Origin of the sequence: Chitinilyticum aquatile DSM 21506 (assembly GCF_000430805.1) — a bacterium.
Taxonomy (GTDB): Bacteria; Pseudomonadota; Gammaproteobacteria; order Burkholderiales; family Chitinibacteraceae; genus Chitinilyticum; species Chitinilyticum aquatile.
This window is the reverse complement of sequence record NZ_AUMS01000001.1, coordinates 130344-146958: the sequence shown is the minus strand read 5'-3', so window position 1 is coordinate 146958 and position 16615 is coordinate 130344. Positions and strand designations below refer to the sequence as shown.

The window sequence follows — 16615 nt, the reverse complement described above, 5'->3', positions numbered from 1 at the left end:
CCCGGGTCCTGTCCGACCCGGGGCCCAATGGCTGCCTGCCGATCAGGCAGGCTGGCCTTCAACTGCGGCAAACCATGCTGGATAGCGGTGGCGGATGCGGGCCAGTTGCGAGCGCGAAACGGGAATGTGTTTCCCCCCGACACTGAGCGCCACTCCCCCACGGACACGGACGGCGGCAACAACCGCACGCGGAGAAACCAGATAGGAGCGATGCACCTGCAGCAGAGTGGTCTCGTCGAAATACTGCCGCAATGTGCGCAGACGCAGCGTAATGAAGCGCGGCTCGCGCAGATCGGCCGCGTGAATTCCGCTGTAACCGGATTCGGCATGCACGAAATGCAGGCGATCACGCCGGCTGGCGATTTCAAAGAGCTCGCATAGCAGCTGCTGCTGCCCCAGCAACTCCTGCACCTGCTCGCGCAACAGAATGATCTGCTCGGCCAGCTGGCAGAAATACGCTTCAGCCTCGGGTGGCAAGGCGCCACGGAATGAGAGCACGATGCAATATTCATTCAAAAGGGGATGAGCAATCCGCATGTGGTCACGCCCGGCCGCCAGCTGGCAACCGGATGCAGGCGCATCGGCCACATCGTCAAGCTGGGTGATGCTGACCGCATCCACCCGCTCATCGGCCAAAGCAAAACGCCTGAGCACTTCCAGCATTTCCTCCAGGCTGCGCTGCCCTTTCAATGCCCGCGTGTAATCGCCCAGGTGCTCGATATCCTGGCGGCCAGCCGCTGCGGCGCCCGCATCACCGATGACCGGGTACAGCGTATCAAGCGCACAGACCAGCCTGCCGGCATCGGCATCGATCCGGCCGATTGCCTGCAGCACCGCTGCAGGCAGCGCCGCTGCGGCAGATTCATCCAGCAGGTGGCTTGTCGTGCGGCGCATTTCCGTCAGCGAACAGGGCAAGGCGTGCAGGCCTTGCTGCAGCCGCCTGATGCGGCGTAATTCCGCTTCGTCACGCAAGCTGCATCGCCGGCGCCAGAGCAGCCAGCCGGCGGCCACCACGAGGGCGACGCCGGCCACCCCGCCCAGCAACCACGGCAGCCCCACCCGGGCCGATTGCGCGAGCACACCATTCCAGTAACGGCCCGGATAATAGAAGCGGTATGCCGTCTGCAGCAACGAACCGGGCCCGCGCAGATCGGCACTGACATCCCAGAAACCCACGCCGGCGAGCTGATGCTCGCGCGCAAAATCCAGCTTCGCGGCAAGCGATTGCTCGTCTTCATAACTGACAAACTGCTGAAGCGCGGGCCGGTACAGATAAGGCACGCCCCCCACCGGGTCACGCTGGACGATCACATCGCGGCCGTTCAGCCAGGGTTTGATGTCCGCATAGGCCAGCTGGCCGCTGGGCGGGTTTTCCGGCCTGTCCCAGCTGCCGCGCGACGGCTGTTTGCTGGCTTGCCCGAGTCCGTTGGCAACGCCAGGAACACCATCCCAGCCGCTCGCCAGCATCGATAACTGCAAGACCAGTTTCTCGGGCGGCACGCCGTCGGCCAGCAGGCCTTGCACCAGCGGCTGCACGGCCATGTCGGGCTCCTGCATGCTCGGATACAGCGGCGATTTGTGTCCGGTATTGTTATTCCAGCTGCCATGAAAATCGGCGGCAAGCACGCTGGCAAAATCGGCATCTTTCAGCAAGGCAGGCCAATCGGCATTGCGCCGTTGCGAAGTCAGCGGGCCGATGGTGACGGCGATTTCGCACTGCCTGCCCGCAGCAGAACAGGCCTGGCGCAATTCAGAAATCGCGGTGGCATACGATTGCCAGTCCATCCGGCTGACCGGTGTATTCGCCGCACCACCTCCCACCGGATAGCGCCAGTCCAGCTCCAGCCCGTCAAAACCGAACTCGTCCTGCAATCTGAAAAACGACTGCACCCAGTTGCGCCGCAAGGCCGGATCGGCAAAGACGGCGGAGAACGAGGCGGAACGATCCCAGCCGCCCATCGACAGCATGATTTTCAGATCGGGATTGCGTTCCTTCAGCTGGCGCAACACGCGGTAATTGCCCTGGATGTTCTCGCCATCCGGCATGGCTTCGACACGCAGCGTGTCAGCGAACACATCACCGGGCGCGATGCGGCCATCGGCCTGCACCACCGCATAGGCATATACCAGATGAGTCAGTTCTTCGACCGGCAGGGAGCCAAGGGTCACCCCCCGGTTGTAACTGGCCCAGAACGGGTAATACGCGACAATGCGCGGCGCCGCCACGGCAGGCAGCACCGCGCCAAGCCAGCACAGCACGGCCAGCCAACGCAGAATCAACACGGCGAACTCCATCCTCGAACGGGCGGCATCCATGGCCAGCCTCTTGTCGCCATCTGTTGGGCGACGTTTGGTGGCTATTGTGTATTGCTTACAGCACCCCGTCCAGCTTCATCCATGCCGCGTTGCATTGTGCACACCGGCGGCCATCCTGTGCACGGCATACCCGCCAGCCCGGGCCAGATACTTAATGATGTATAGCCATGAAAACATTTACCTAAAATGGCCACATGGACATACCCTAGAAAGCTCTAGAATTCAACACGACCAAAGCTCGCGCTATGGCTGGTCGCCTCGATGCAGCGGATCGCATCAAGCCGGATTTCCAGATGCTCGTCATGCGTCAGCAGACGCAGGTACTCGACGTGTTCGCGGCTAAACACGTCGGCGGCCCAGCCCTGCAGCAAACCGCCATCGCGCAATTCGACCCGCAAGGCATACCGGTGCAGGCAGGCAATTTCGAAATAATCGTGCATCTCGCAGGAGATGGGCTGATACGGCTCGTTCAATGGTGTCTCCCTTTGCTAGAATCGCGGGGTCAGATTTTCAACTCGATCAAGGCATAGCCCCTCATGGCCCAATATGTGATGTCCATGCTTCGCGTAAGCAAGATTGTTCCGCCGAAGCGCCAGATCATCAAGGATATTTCCCTCTCCTTCTTCCCCGGCGCCAAAATCGGCCTCCTGGGCCTCAACGGCGCAGGCAAATCAACCGTGCTGCGCATCATGGCCGGGGCGGACAAGGAATACGACGGCGAAGTCCAGCATCTTGCCGGCGTGAAGATCGGCTATCTGGAACAGGAACCCAAGCTCGACCCCGCGAAGACCGTACGCGAAGAAGTCGAAGCCGGCATGGGCGACGTGATGGCCGCGCAAAAGCGCCTCGAAGAAGTCTATGCGGCCTACGCCGAGGAAGGCGCCGACTTCGACGCACTGGCCGAAGAACAAGCGCAGCTGGAAGCCATCATCAGCACCGGCGCCGGCGACAACACCGAGCTGCAGCTGGAGCTCGCCGCCGACGCGCTGCGCCTGCCGCCGTGGGACGCCATCATCGGCAACCTCTCCGGTGGCGAAAAGCGCCGCGTGGCACTGTGCAAGCTGCTGCTCTCCAAGCCCGACATGCTGCTGCTCGACGAGCCAACCAACCACCTGGACGCCGAATCTGTCGAGTGGCTGGAGCAGTTCCTCGTGCGTTTCCCCGGCACGGTCGTCGCAGTGACGCACGATCGCTACTTCCTCGACAACGCCGCCGAATGGATTCTGGAACTCGACCGCGGCCACGGCATTCCGTGGAAAGGCAACTATTCCAGCTGGCTGGAGCAGAAGGAAGAACGCCTGAAACAGGAAGAATCCACCGAATCGGCCCGCCAGAAGGCGTTGAAAAAGGAACTGGAATGGGTCCGCCAGAACCCCAAGGGTCGTCAGGCCAAATCCAAGGCCCGTCTGGCCAAGTTTGAAGAACTGTCGAGCTTCGAACACCAGAAGCGCAATGAAACGCAGGAAATCTTCATTCCGGTGGCCGAACGTCTGGGTGACAAGGTCATCGAATTCAAGGGCGTGTCCAAGGCCTTTGGCGATCGCCTCCTGATCGACAACCTGAGCTTCAACGTACCGGCCGGCGCGATCGTCGGCATCATCGGCCCGAACGGCGCCGGTAAATCAACGCTGTTCAAGATGATCGCCGGCAAGGAGCAGCCCGACTCCGGTGAAGTCGAAATCGGCTCGACCGTACAGATGGCCTTTGTCGACCAGAACCGCGACAGCCTCGAAAACGAAAAGACTGTCTTCGATGATGTGTCGGGCGGGCTGGACCTGATTACCGTCGGCAAGTTTGAAATGAGCAGCCGCGCCTATCTGGGCCGTTTCAACTTCAAGGGTGGTGACCAGCAGAAGAAGGTCGGCATGCTGTCTGGCGGCGAGCGCGGCCGTCTGCATCTGGCCAAGACGCTGCTGAAAGGCGGCAATGTGCTGCTGCTTGATGAGCCCTCCAACGATCTGGACGTGGAAACCCTGCGCGCACTGGAAGACGCCTTGCTGGAATTCGCCGGTACCGTCTTCGTGATCTCGCACGACCGCTGGTTCCTGGATCGTATCGCCACGCACATCCTCGCGGCCGAAGGTGACAGCCAGTGGACCTTCTTTGACGGCAACTATCAGGAATACGAAGCCGACAAGAAGAAACGCCTGGGCGAAGAAGGCGCCAAGCCCAAGCGCATCCGCTACAAGCCGGTCATCCGCTGAGCATCAGTACACAAAAAAAACCGGAAGGCGTTGCCTTCCGGTTTTTTTGTGCAGCCCGAAATGATGCAGCTGAGTGGGTCAGATAATTTCAGCCATGCATTCAATCCGCGTGATCTGCCCGCCCTGCAGGCGGAAAAAGGCATCCTGCGGCATGTCTTGCTGCCACAATTGGTCCGGATGCATGCCGGCGTAGATGCCGCGCAGGATGCGGCCAAGCAGGCCATGGGCGACGACAATCAGCCGTGGCGGCAGGCTCTCATCGGCGAGCCAGTGCCGGATGCGTGCCGACACGGCGGCAAAGGATTCACAACCCGGCGCGTTGAAATACCAGTCCGGCAGGCTGGCCAGCTCGGGATAACGCTCGTGCAGAACGGGAACCTGCTGCATTTCCCACTCGCCAAAGCTGACCTCGATCAGGCGTGGCTCGGGACGGATGTGGCGGGCTGGCAAGCCCAGCTCGGCGGAGACCAGTCGGGCCGTCTGCATTGCGCGGCCCAGAGGGCTGGCAAGCACCTGCCAGTCGGCCGGATTGCCCAGCTCCTCGCGCAGCGCCGCCCCCATGGCCCTGGCCTGTGCCTCGCCCAGTTCTGTGAGCGGCGAATCGCATTGCCCCTGCATGCGCCGCTCGGCGTTGAACTCGGTCTGGCCATGGCGAAGCAGATAAATGGTGCGGGACATGAGAAACTCCGTTGAAACAATCCGTAAGCTTACAGCGATTTGCACGCCGGCCCAAGGGAAAAAGTCACTCACCCTCTGCCGTTTGCCCAATCTGCCCGCAAAATGGCGAGCATGGCCATGTCGTGACAAACACCGTCCAGGCAACTGCGCTGGCGCAGTATGCCCTCCTGTGTCAGGCCCGTTTTCTCCAGCACCCGGATTGATGCCTTGTTCGCCGTCGCCGCGGCGGCCTCGATGCGGTTTACATCCAGTCGCGCAAAGGCAAATGCCACAATGGCCGACAGCGCTTCGCTCATCACGCCCTGATTCCAGTATTCCGGTTGCAAATCAAAACCGAGATCGGCGCGAACCCCGGGAACCTCGATTTCGCATTTGCAGAACCCGATCAGCTCGGTGCAGCCATGCAGTGTCAGCCCCCAGAAGATGGCTTTCTTTTGAAGATATGCTTGGGAAAACCAGGCGATCAAATCATCGGCCTGCTGCAGGGTGGTGAAGCGCTCGAAGGAGTCGTAGCGGAGAACTTCAGGTTTGCCGAGCAGGCTTAAAATCGCACCAGCATCCCCCGGCTCAATTTGCCGCAGCGTAAGACGGCTTGTGTGCAATTCTGGGAAAACGGTAAACGCATCAGAGCGCGTTTCGGCGCAAGCCATATTCATGCAGTCATGCCCCTGGTCAGGATGCAAGACATACTACTACCGGCTTGCTGCCTGGATTTAACCCCCATTGCGCTTTGCACGATCACCGGGAAAGCCGAGATGCGCGAAGCAGAAATGGCTATTCTGCGCCCCCCGTTGCCCGCCGTGGCGGCAGCGAAGGCGACCGTCCCTCTTGGCTCTCCGCCCCACCACAGCTTCCTTGCGCTGCTTATTGCTCGAAGCCAAATCCCTGCTTGCGCGCCACTGGCGCCACATTCGGGAAGTAGATCTTGCTGTAGAACTGCGCTGTGTTGTCTGACCAGTTTTTCCCATCGCTGCGACCAATCGCCTGCCAGTAATCGGCCAGGGTCACATCGTAGGCATCGATGCTCGGGCGGATCACCTGCTGCCGGTAGGTTTCGTGGTGGACAAAACTTTCACGCGGCAGACGCGGTTTGAGCGGGCTTTCCTCTGCGACATGGCCGATGACCACTCCGGCAATCGGGAAGGTCAGTGGAGGCAGCTGCAGCAGATCGATCATGGCCTGCGGATCACGGCGAATACCCCCGATGGGTACCACGCCGAGGCCCGCTGCCCGGGCTGCAGTCATGAGATTACCCAGGGCGATCCCGGCATCGACCGCCCCGACGCCAAACCCTTCAACACTGTGCTGGATGAGATGCTCGACGCCGGCCTTTTCCAGTCCCTGCGCGGTTTTCTGGAAATCGACCACCACGGTCACGAAGACCGGTGCCTTGGCAATCCAGGGCTGGCCGCCAGCGATCTCGGCAATTTTCTGCCGGCGCGCGGCATCCTGTACCACGACCAGCGACACCTGCTGGCCGTTGATCGAGGTCGGCCCGCGGTAGGCGGCATCGAGAATGGCATCAAGCACTTCCGGCGCGACAGGCGTGTCGCGATAGCTGCGGCTGCTGCGGTGCTGGTGCATCAGTTCAAGCATGGGATTCATGAGTCTTCCTTTATTAGACCGGTCGTCTAGTTTCTAGTCCAGAAAAACCGCCAGATCATGGCGGAGTCAGTTCAATTTACTGCCAGCCCGGTTTAACAACAGCCGGCAGTTGCATCAATTGCAATTCAGTCCATTCAAGCCAGCAAGGCCAATGTCAGTGCATGGGCATGCTGCTGGCACTCGGCATCCTGCTGCACCTTGCTGCGCAGTGCGCTACCCAGCCAGAGGCTGTAGAGCCCGCTGGCAAGCTGGGCCACATCCCGTCCGGCAGCGATGCTGCCTTCCTGCTGCCCGCGCTGCAGGCAGTCGGTCAGACGGGCAACAATGCGGGCGGTGCCACTCGCCAGTGCCGCACGCATCGGCTCTGACAAATCGGCGACCTCTCCCGCCAGCTTGACCACCAGACAGCCGGGCACCCTGCCGTCCTCTGCGCTGCATTGCTGCCAGCCGGAAAAATACGCCAGCAGACAGTCGCGCGCCGGGCCGTTCTCCGGTGCCAGCATGGCTGCCAGCCGCTCGTCATAGAGCGCGAAGTAACGCTGCAGCAGTTCGACACCAAACCCTTCCTTGGAACGGAAGTAGTGATAGAAGGAGCCCTTGGGCACGCCGGCGGCGGCAAGGATTTCGGCCAGCCCGACGGCGGCAAAGCCTTTGCCAAGAATGATGCCAGTTGCCGTTGCCAGCAGATGCTCGCGGGTGTCGGTGTTTGCGCGTGTCATGGCCGACATCATATTAGACCAGTCGTCTAGTTGGCAAGCCAAATAATGCCCATGCCGCAGCATGGCTCAGTCAAGATGGAAAACGCCTTGCCGCTGCCGCGTGCCATGCGGCGCGCGTGCGAAGTAGACCCAGGCCAGCAACTCTTCACCCGACGGTCCGCGTACCGCCACCTGATCGCGGCAGTACTCGACCGGGTGACCTTCCAGCTCGTCCAGATCAAGCAGTGTGGCGTAATCCACCAGAAACAGCTCGCCGCGTACCGGATAGCTTTCCTCGTCTCGAATCAGGTGCGGCACCGCGTCGGCATACAGGGTGTACCACTCGATGGTCTCGGCCTCGCCAAGATACGTGGCATTGCCCATCCAGCGGTGGTTCCAGCCGCCACGCTTGAGCGTGCCGTACACAAACACGGTGATCGGATGAATCATCCCAGCCCCCACTCATACACATGGCCATATGCCAATAAAGCCCTTTTATTAATTGGGCTGAAGACACATACCCATCACTAAATGCAATACTCAATTTGCAGCTGCACATTGCGTTCGCCACGGAATTCGTTGATGCCGATGCGGTACGCTGCAGAAATGGTCGGCGGCAGCGGCTCGGCATGCGAAAAGCGCATGGCATCGAACACCTGGCCGTACGGTGTTGCCAGTCTCAGTTTAAGGTGTTTTTCGCCAACGAGACGCTGCTCGACAACGGAAAACGTGCCGGTAAACACCGGCGCCGGAAAGCCCTGTCCCCAAACCTGCTGCTCCAGCTTTTCGACCTGCGCAAAGTGGAAACCTTCCGGCGGCAATTCGCCATCGGTATCGACCACCTGTTCCGGCAAGCGCCCTTCCATCAGCTCGGCACACACTGCTTCGAAGGCGGCGGCAAAGCGCGAAAAATCGGCCGGTCTGAGTGACAAGCCCGCCGCCATGGCGTGCCCGCCGAAACGCTGGATCAAATTGGGATGGCGCTTGCTGACCAGATCAAGCGCATCACGCAGGTGCAAGCCCGGGATCGAGCGACCCGAGCCCTTGATTTCAGTGTCGCTGGCCTGCGCAAACACGATGGTCGGGCGATGGAAGCGCTCCTTGACGCGCGCGGCAACGATGCCGACCACACCCTGATGCCAGTCGGGCTGGAAAAGCACCACGCTGAACTGGCCGGCGACATTCACGCGCTCGAGAATCTGCTCCGCTTCTTCGCGCATGCCGCCCTCGATTTCGCGCCGGGTGCGATTCATGCGATCCAGCTCGCGCGCGAGTGGCTCAGCGGCGTCGATGCTGCCGGCCAGCAGACAGGCGATGCCGAGACTCATGTCATCAAGCCGGCCAGCGGCATTGAGGCGCGGCCCGAGCGCGAAGCCAAGATCGAAGCAACCGGCACGAGCCGGATTGCGCCCGGCGATCCGGCACAGGGCTTCGATGCCTGGCGCGCAGCGGCCGGCGCGGATGCGCCGCAAACCCTGCTCGACCAAGATGCGGTTGTTGCTGTCGAGCTTCACCACGTCGGCCACCGTACCCAGCGCGACCAGATCGAGCAGGTTCGCCAGATTCGGCCCTTTCCCGTCAGCAAAAACCCCGCGCTCGCGCAGCACAGCACGGAGCGCCAGCAACACATAAAACATCACGCCGACACCGGCCAGATGCTTGCTGGGAAATTCGCAGCCAGCCTGGTTGGGGTTCACGATCAGCGCATCGGGCAAGGCATCACCCGGCAGGTGGTGATCGGTGATCAGTACCTCCAGCCCGAGCGCCTTCGCGCGCGCGACGCCGGCGACACTGGCAATGCCGTTATCAACGGTAATCAGGATGTCCGGGTGGCGCTGCGCCGCCTGCTCGACGATTTCGGGCGTCAGGCCGTAGCCATATTCAAAACGGTTGGGGACGATGAAATCGACCACTGCGCCCAGCATGCCAAGCCCGCGCATGCCCACCGCGCAGGCGGTCGCGCCATCGGCGTCGTAGTCGGCGACAATCAGCAGCTTCTGCCGCGCGGCAATCGCATCGGCCAGCCGCTCGGACATCGCTCGCGCATTTTTCAGCGGCTGCCAGGGCAGCAGGCGGCTGACCTCATGCTCCAGCTCTTGCGGCGAGGCAATGCCACGCGCAGCATAAATGCGCGCTTCCAGTGCCGACATGCCCTGCTGCTGCAGAAGGCTCAACAGTTCATCGGGGCAAGTGCGTTGCTGCAGGCGAATGGCGCGGCTCATCGCGGCAGCTCCGCGCGACGCCAGAATTGCCAGCGCCCAGCCTGGGTGAGCGTGCGCTGCTGGCCCAGCTCGGGGAAAACCAGCGTGATGCGCTGCAATTCCCTGCGCCGCCACGCGGTCAGCAGCGGCGCAAACCAGTCGGTTTCCAGCGCCTGCCAGTGCGCAAACCAGCCCACCGGATCATTGCCCTGCAGCGGCATCAGCGCATCCTGCAGCACAAGATGGCGGATACCGGGCTGATACACGGCAGGTACGGGCACGCAACGCGCTTCTGCATGGTGCTGCACGGCCTGCAGCAGCACGTCATTGCCATGGACTTCCGGTGCAACAGCAGTCAAGGGCGTAGCCAGCGGCCAATCACCCTGCCCCGAGAACCACACGCCACTGACCAGCGGCAGGCCGGCGGCGGATCGGGCATCGTTGACCGGGTGGTTATAGAGCACCATCTGGATTTCATTGAGCAGGCTGTGCCAATGCAGCGCGTCCGGTCCCTCCGGCATCGCCGCATTGACCGCCCGGCCGCGCACGGCATTGATGGAGGCAAAGCTCACCTGCGGTGGAACAGGCAGCCGGACAAACCAGCACCCGGGCTGTGGCGCGCAGAATTCCCAGCCGTCCGCTGCAAAATGATTTTGCAGTGCGGCCAGCAGTGCGGCACTTTCCGCCGCCGAAATCGCGTTCGGGGCCAGCTCCTGCAATACCAGCTGGTCGTTATGCAGCTCCAGCGTCACCGGATCACAGCGCAGCCAGCAGCCGGCAGCCGGCTCGATGCCAGCAGCAGCCAGCAGCAACGGCGCCTCGGGCAGCCTGTCAACACCGGCACAGCTGGCCAGCCAGCCGTCATACGCTGCAACAGGAATCGCCTCAGCACGGCCACGCCCCCAGAGCCAGGCCAGTGCCGGCAGATTCAGTTCACGCAGGGCGGCCGCATTGACAGCGGGATCGGACCAGCGCCAGCCAAAAAGAGTCACGGTAATATCCATGCCGCAATCTTATCACGAAGCCAACACACCCCTTCTTCCCCGGGCTCCGCCAGCCCTGCGGCAAGCGAGGCTGGCGTGCTAAACTGGCGGCTTCCATTCAGACAGCAGCCGCGCATGCCCTACCTCGCCCTCGACACGTCCACCGACCATCTCTCGCTCGCGCTGGCAACTGACAGCGGCATCCGGGTGCGCGACTGGCACGTGGGCCAGAAGCACGCCGAACTGACGCTGCCCTGCGTGGCCGAGCTGCTCAATGAATGCGGCGTTACGCTCGACCAGCTTGCCGGCATCGTGTTTGCCGCCGGCCCCGGCTCATTCACGGGTCTGCGCATCGGCTGCGGTATCGCGCAGGGGCTGGCGTTCAGTCGCGACCTGCCGGTGCAGGGCATCTCGACGCTGGAAGCGCTGGCAGAAGCCAGTGGCCATGATCGCGTCTATTGCTGCCTGGATGCGCGAATGAATCAGGTTTACGCTGCGGCGTACGTCAGAACTGAATCCGGCTGGCAGGAACACTGCGCGCCGGTGGTCTGCAACCCCGAAGACGTGCCGTTGCCTGACAGCGATGACTGGTTCGGCTGCGGCAGCGGTTTCCGCGTTTTTCCCGACGCCCTTGCCGCACGGCTGGCGCCGCATCTGAACGGCAGCGATGCCACACTGGCTGCCACCGCCGGCAGCATGCTGGCACTCGCCCTGCCACGCTTCGCCGCAGGCAAGGGCTTGCCTGCCGCCGAGGCACAGCTGGTTTACCTGCGTGACAAAGTGGCGCTAAAAACCAGCGAGCGCGGCTAAAGCAATGCTGCAGACACTGACACCGGCTCACCTGCCCGCCCTGCTCGCCCTTGATGAGGCAACCAACCCGCACCCGTGGAGTGCCGCCAGTTGGGCTTCGTCGCTGGCCGGACACCTTTGCCTGGGCTGGTTCGAGCAGGACGAGCTGCAAGGTTTCTGCGTCGTCCTGCTGCTGCCGGACGAGGCCGAGCTGCTGCTCATCGCCGTCAGCCCCGAATACCAGCGCCGGGGCATTGCCCGTCGCTTGCTTGATGAGCTTCAGCAACGCCTTGCCGCCGACAACATCGAACGCCTTTTTCTGGAAGTACGGACAGGAAATGTAGCCGCACGCCGCCTCTATGAAGGATGCGGCTTCATCCAGAACGGCCTTCGCAAGGGGTATTACCCTGCAGCCAATGGCCGAGAAGATGCAGCAATCTATACCCTTGACTGTATCAGCAATGGAGCCGCTACAGCATGAGCCTGCGCACCGACAAGCTCGCCGCCCTCGACCTTGGCCCCTTCTGGGTTCGCCGCGCCGTTCTCGCCAGCATGGCTGTCGCAGCCGAGCCGGAAATCACGGCTCCGGAGACAACGGCGGCAGCGACTCCGGCAGAAACACCTGTCCCTGCGGGCCAGCATGCGCCGTCGCCGGTCGCACGTACCGCGCAGAAGCTGCTGGAACAGGTTACCCGCAGCGCACACCCGGGCGCGCAACAGGCTCGCGATGCAGGCCGCAGCGCAACCATCGAACCGGAGCAGGATGAACGCAGTCAGCGCATTGCCAAGCTGGACTGGGATGCGCTGCAGGACGACGTACGCCAGTGCACGGCCTGCGGCCTGTGCAGCCAGCGCCAGCAGACCGTATTCGGGACCGGCGTGCGGCAACCGGACGTGCTGGTGGTCGGCGAAGCCCCGGGGGCGGAAGAAGATCGGCAGGGCGAGCCCTTTGTGGGCGCGGCGGGGCAGTTGCTCGACAGTATGCTGCGCGCAGTGAGCCTGAGCCGCAAGGATCAGGTGTTCATTGCCAACGTGCTGAAATGCCACCCGCCGGCCAACCGCAACCCGGCGGTTGATGAAGTGTTGCGCTGCAGTCCCTACCTTGACCGCCAGCTCGCGCTGCTGCAGCCGAAGGTCATTTTCGCCGTCGGCCGTTTTGCCATCCAGCACCTGCTGAAAAGCGACGCCCCGGTTTCCGCCCTGCGCGGCAAGGTCCACGAATGGCAGGGCATCCCGGTCATCGTGAGCTACCACCCGGCCTATCTGCTGCGCAATCTGCCCGACAAGTCGAAAAGCTGGTCCGACCTGCTGCTTCTGCGGGACACCCTGCAAAACATTTTGCGGGAAAAGTCCTGACGCTGCGCCATGATGGGCCGGCATCGTCTAAAGTAAGGAAAACCAACAGCGATTCCCTGCAATGTCGAGCACTCTGCACATCGGCCGCCAGCCCATCATCAACCGCCAGGGTGAACTCTTCGCCTACGAGCTGCTATTCCGTAACAGCCACGCCAACCGCGCCGATGTCGTCGATGATTTTGCCGCCACCTCGCACGTCATCCGCAATGCATTCAGCGAATTCGGGCTGACCCATGTACTGGACAACCATGTCGGTTTCATCAATGTCAGCGCCGATCTGCTGCTGTCCGACACCATCGAATTGCTGCCAGCCAATGCCGTCGTACTGGAAATCCTGGAAACGGTAGAGCTGACACCTGCCGTTGTCGCACGCTGCCTCGAGCTGGCCGGCAAGGGCTTCACACTTGCTCTTGACGATGTGCTGCAGCTGGACGAAGCCCACCGGCCGATCCTGCCCTGCATCAGCTACATCAAGATCGACCTGCCCGCTTGCAGCAGGGAACAGATTGAGGCAGCCGTTGCCGCGTTCCGTCCCTTCGGCGTCAAATTGCTGGCCGAGAAAATCGATTCGCAGGAAGAGTATGAGTTCTGTCATCAGCTCGGTTTTGACCTCTTCCAGGGTTATTTTTTCGCCCGCCCGACCATCCTGAGCCGCAGTAACTCCAATCCGCCCAACTGGGCACTCCTCCAGCTGCTCGGCATGCTGAACCGCGATGCTCCCGTCAGCGAACTTGTCCAGGCTTTCAAGCCCTCGCCACAACTCAGCTTCACCCTGCTGAAGCTTGTCAATTCCGTTGCCTGCGGGGCCCCATGCCACATCGACAGCATCGAGCGCGCGATTGCCATTCTCGGCCGCCGTCAGCTGATGCGCTGGGTACAACTGCTACTGTTCACCCGCCAGGAACAGGGATTGCCAAAACAGGATCCGCTGATCAACCTCGCGGTTTGTCGCGCCCGCCTGATGGAACTGCTGGTGAAATCCCGTCATCCGGGCAATCGCTCACTCTCCGAACAGGGCTTCATGGTTGGCCTGCTGTCATTGCTTGAAGCACTCTATCACCAGCCCAAGGAAAGTCTGCTGACCCCGCTGCAGCTGCAGGACGATGTGCATGCCGCATTGCTGCATGGCCGCGGAGTACTTGGCGAGCTGCTCGGCGAAATTGAAACCATGGAATCCAGCACCCCGAGCGGAAACAGCATCAGCGGCGACGCTGCCGGCCTGCTGCTGGATGCCATGAACTGGACCGATCAGCTACTTAATGAAGTCAGTGCCCCCTGAGCCAGGACAATGATCAGCCGACTGCCATTATCCGCTGCCAAAGGCATTCTGACCTTCGTCACACTGCTGGCGCTGTTTGCCAGCCATCAGGCCTACCGGGCCATCGTGACGCAGGCCAGCACGGTGGAAACCGAGCAGTACCGCAATGAAGCCGTTGCCCGCAGCAACGCATTCAAACAGTGGCTCAACCGCCAGCTCATGCTGGAACAGCAGCTGCTTGGCCAATGCAGCCCTCCGGCCAAGCCTGCCAGCTGTCTGTCTTCTCCGTCGGCCAGCACCAGCGCTGATTTTCGATATGCATACGTATCGACCGCAAAAGCACCGTTCTCAATCGTTGCCAGCCAATACCCCAATGGGATATTGAGCACGGACAAGCCACTTGCCAGCAGCCTGCAAAAAACCATCGCCCACAGCCTTGCCGGAGGATTGACCCTCTGGGGGCAGGATCTGGTGGACCCACACGCGATTTACCGGATCATCCCCGTGCAGGATGACGCCGTCCTGATCAGCCGGGTCGATAGCCAGCAGCTGGCTCGCGCACTGGGTGAAACGCCACAGGCGGCACTCAAACCACGGCTGGCAGTCGAAACCGGCAAGGAGCAATCACTGCGTTTCGTGCGTGGCGATCCGGAAAGCAGCGCTCAGATCCTGCTGCAGGAAAAACTCGACAGTGCAGGCCACTGGCAGCTTTACTGGGATTCGCCGCCACCACAGAACAACAGCGCCGGCAATCGCCTGGCCTTCATCATCCTGATCGGAGGCGTGACCTTTTCTCTGCTGGCATTTCTCTCCGCTTGGTTCGCACTCAATGCGCTCTACCTCAGCCGCCGCCAGAATGCGGATCTGCAGAATCTGACCGACGAACTTGCTGACAGCGAGCGCAATTACCGCCTGCTCGTCGAGCAAATTCCCGGCGTCGTCTTTCGCAGCAAGCCGATGGAAAGCGGCCATCAGCTCCTGCTGGCCAGTCCCGGCATCAGCATGCTGACCGGCTATGGCGAGCGGGATTTCCTGCCTTCGGGAAACAGGCAGTACATGGATCTGATTCACCCGCAGGATCGTGAGCGTGTTCAGGCTCTCGTGCAGCAGCACCAGCGGCGTGAGGGCACATATGAAATCGAATACCGGCTGAAATCCGGACGCGACCAGTGGATCTGGGTGCTCGAGTGTGCACAGGCGCGCGAACACCCTTCCGGCGCCATTCTGATTGATGGCATCGTATTCGACATTACTGCCCGCAAGCTGGCGCAGCATACGCTGCAGGAAAGCGAAGCCATCCTGCACGCCATCATTGACCAGACGCCCAATATCGCAATCCAGGGCTACACCATCGATGGCCGCATCGTGTTCTGGAATCGCGCAAGCGAACTGCTCTTCGGCTGGAGTTCCGATGAGGCCGTCGGCCACCGCATCGACGAGCTACTGATCACTGGCCGGGAAATGCTCGATTTCCTGACGCAACTAGCACTGATTGCCAGCAGAAAAACCGCCTGTGCCCCCGTTGAAGTGCACCTGCGCACCAAAAATGGCAACAAGCGCTGGATGCTGAGTACCGTGTTTCCGGTCGGCAATTATCTCGGGGAAGAAGTCTACGTCTGCATGGATGTCGACATCGACGACCGCAAGAAGATCGAAGACGAGCTGCGCGCCATCCAGCAGGGCCTGCAGCATGAAGTTTCGGCGAGTCGCGATGAGCTGCACAGCGCCAACCTCGAGCTCGAGCAGGCACTGAAAACACTGATGCATTCGGAAAAACTGGCCTCACTGGGCGGACTGGTTGCCGGACTGGCCCATGAGCTGAACACTCCACTGGGCAATACACTGACCGTTGCGACCACCTTGCGCGACAGCGTGCAGGAGCTGGATCGCGAACAGACAGCCGGCACCTTGCGCAAATCTTCCTTGCAGGGCTTCATGGCCTTCAGCGTCGAGGCGGCCGAACTGATCGAGCGCAACGCTCGACGCGCCAGCGAGTTGATCTCACATTTCAAGATTGTAGCCAGCGACACCACCAGCGACCGACGCCGCCAGTTTGACCTCGCGCAGACCGTCACCGAGGTACTGACGACACTCTCGCCATTATTGAAACATCAGCCGCACAGCGTGGATGTCGCCATTCCTGCCGGCATGCTGTTCGACAGTTATCCCGGTGCACTGGAGCAGATTCTTACAAATCTCATCCAGAACAGCATCCGGCACGCCTTTCCCGCCGGACAAGCCGGCAGAATGACGATCACAGCCAGCTTCAGTGATGATGAGCGTGTCCTTCTGTCCTATCACGACAATGGCTGCGGCATTCCGCCAGAGCTGCAGCAGGATGTCTTCGCCGCCTTCTTCACAACCAAGCTGGCCGAAGGCGGCAGCGGACTTGGTCTATACATAGTTAAAAACCTGACCGAAAATGTACTGGGGGGCACTCTGGTACTTGAAAGCAGCGCGGAAAATGGCACCCGCTTCCTGCTTGAAATACCGATCACGGCACCTGCCGCAACAAGGAATGCATGAA

The 16615-nt window shown here is 61.5% G+C and carries 15 protein-coding genes; 6 read left to right on the top strand and 9 right to left on the bottom strand.

Features of this window, described 5'->3' with window-relative positions; all coding sequences use genetic code 11:
- Positions 1-42: 42 nt before the first annotated feature.
- Positions 43-2283 carry a glycosyl hydrolase family 18 protein gene (locus H559_RS0100700; RefSeq protein ID WP_162143278.1) on the bottom strand — a complete coding sequence of 747 codons (2241 nt, stop codon included), beginning with the start codon at positions 2281-2283 and terminating at the stop codon, positions 43-45.
- 248 nt (positions 2284-2531) lie between these two features.
- Positions 2532-2789 (bottom strand): Rho-binding antiterminator, encoded by a 258-nt coding sequence (locus H559_RS0100695; protein WP_028451088.1) that lies wholly within the window; start codon positions 2787-2789, stop codon positions 2532-2534.
- Positions 2790-2852: 63 nt separating this feature from the next.
- Between H559_RS0100695 and ettA the strand changes: the two genes are divergently transcribed.
- Complete coding sequence (gene ettA / locus H559_RS0100690) at positions 2853-4520, top strand: energy-dependent translational throttle protein EttA (protein ID WP_028451087.1); 1668 nt, start codon at positions 2853-2855, stop codon at positions 4518-4520.
- Between the two features lie 78 nt (positions 4521-4598).
- On the opposite strand, the gene H559_RS0100685 is transcribed toward ettA, so the two are convergent.
- The 7 genes from H559_RS0100685 to H559_RS0100655 form a co-directional block, all read right to left on the bottom strand.
- A complete protein-coding gene (locus H559_RS0100685) occupies positions 4599-5198 on the bottom strand; it encodes a histidine phosphatase family protein (protein WP_028451086.1) in 600 nt (199 codons plus the stop codon).
- Positions 5199-5266: 68 nt separating this feature from the next.
- Entirely contained in the window at positions 5267-5854 is a 588-nt protein-coding gene (locus H559_RS0100680; RefSeq protein WP_081412798.1) for a GNAT family N-acetyltransferase, read from the bottom strand.
- Positions 5855-6062: 208 nt separating this feature from the next.
- A complete protein-coding gene (locus H559_RS0100675; protein ID WP_028451084.1) occupies positions 6063-6803 on the bottom strand; it encodes an NADPH-dependent oxidoreductase in 741 nt (246 codons plus the stop codon).
- Positions 6804-6937: 134 nt separating this feature from the next.
- Entirely contained in the window at positions 6938-7522 is a 585-nt protein-coding gene (locus tag H559_RS0100670; RefSeq protein ID WP_034639230.1) for a TetR/AcrR family transcriptional regulator, read from the bottom strand.
- Positions 7523-7588: 66 nt separating this feature from the next.
- Complete coding sequence (locus tag H559_RS18240) at positions 7589-7951, bottom strand: gamma-glutamylcyclotransferase family protein (protein WP_034639229.1); 363 nt, start codon at positions 7949-7951, stop codon at positions 7589-7591.
- 77 nt (positions 7952-8028) lie between these two features.
- Entirely contained in the window at positions 8029-9723 is a 1695-nt protein-coding gene (gene recJ / locus H559_RS0100660; protein ID WP_051278782.1) for a single-stranded-DNA-specific exonuclease RecJ, read from the bottom strand.
- Positions 9720-10706: a hypothetical protein gene (locus H559_RS0100655; protein ID WP_028451081.1), complete on the bottom strand. Its 987-nt coding sequence runs from the start codon at positions 10704-10706 to the stop codon at positions 9720-9722. The genes recJ and H559_RS0100655 overlap by 4 nt, the downstream gene beginning before the upstream one ends.
- 114 nt (positions 10707-10820) lie before the next feature.
- Between H559_RS0100655 and tsaB the strand changes: the two genes are divergently transcribed.
- The 5 genes from tsaB (at position 10821) to H559_RS21200 (ending at position 16614) form a co-directional block, all read left to right on the top strand.
- Positions 10821-11495 carry a tRNA (adenosine(37)-N6)-threonylcarbamoyltransferase complex dimerization subunit type 1 TsaB gene (gene tsaB / locus H559_RS0100650; RefSeq protein ID WP_028451080.1) on the top strand — a complete coding sequence of 225 codons (675 nt, stop codon included), beginning with the start codon at positions 10821-10823 and terminating at the stop codon, positions 11493-11495.
- Positions 11496-11499: 4 nt separating this feature from the next.
- On the top strand, positions 11500-11955 hold the full coding sequence (rimI, locus tag H559_RS0100645) for a ribosomal protein S18-alanine N-acetyltransferase (protein WP_028451079.1): 456 nt from the start codon (positions 11500-11502) through the stop codon (positions 11953-11955).
- Complete coding sequence (locus H559_RS0100640) at positions 11952-12830, top strand: uracil-DNA glycosylase (RefSeq protein WP_028451078.1); 879 nt, start codon at positions 11952-11954, stop codon at positions 12828-12830. The genes rimI and H559_RS0100640 overlap by 4 nt, the downstream gene beginning before the upstream one ends.
- Positions 12831-12891: 61 nt before the next feature.
- The gene (locus tag H559_RS18235) at positions 12892-14109 is read left to right on the top strand and encodes an EAL and HDOD domain-containing protein (RefSeq protein ID WP_051278781.1); all 1218 of its coding nucleotides are present in this window, start codon (positions 12892-12894) and stop codon (positions 14107-14109) included.
- A 9-nt stretch (positions 14110-14118) separates the two neighbouring features.
- The gene (locus tag H559_RS21200; RefSeq protein WP_051278780.1) at positions 14119-16614 is read left to right on the top strand and encodes a PAS domain-containing sensor histidine kinase; all 2496 of its coding nucleotides are present in this window, start codon (positions 14119-14121) and stop codon (positions 16612-16614) included.
- Position 16615 lies beyond the last annotated feature (1 nt).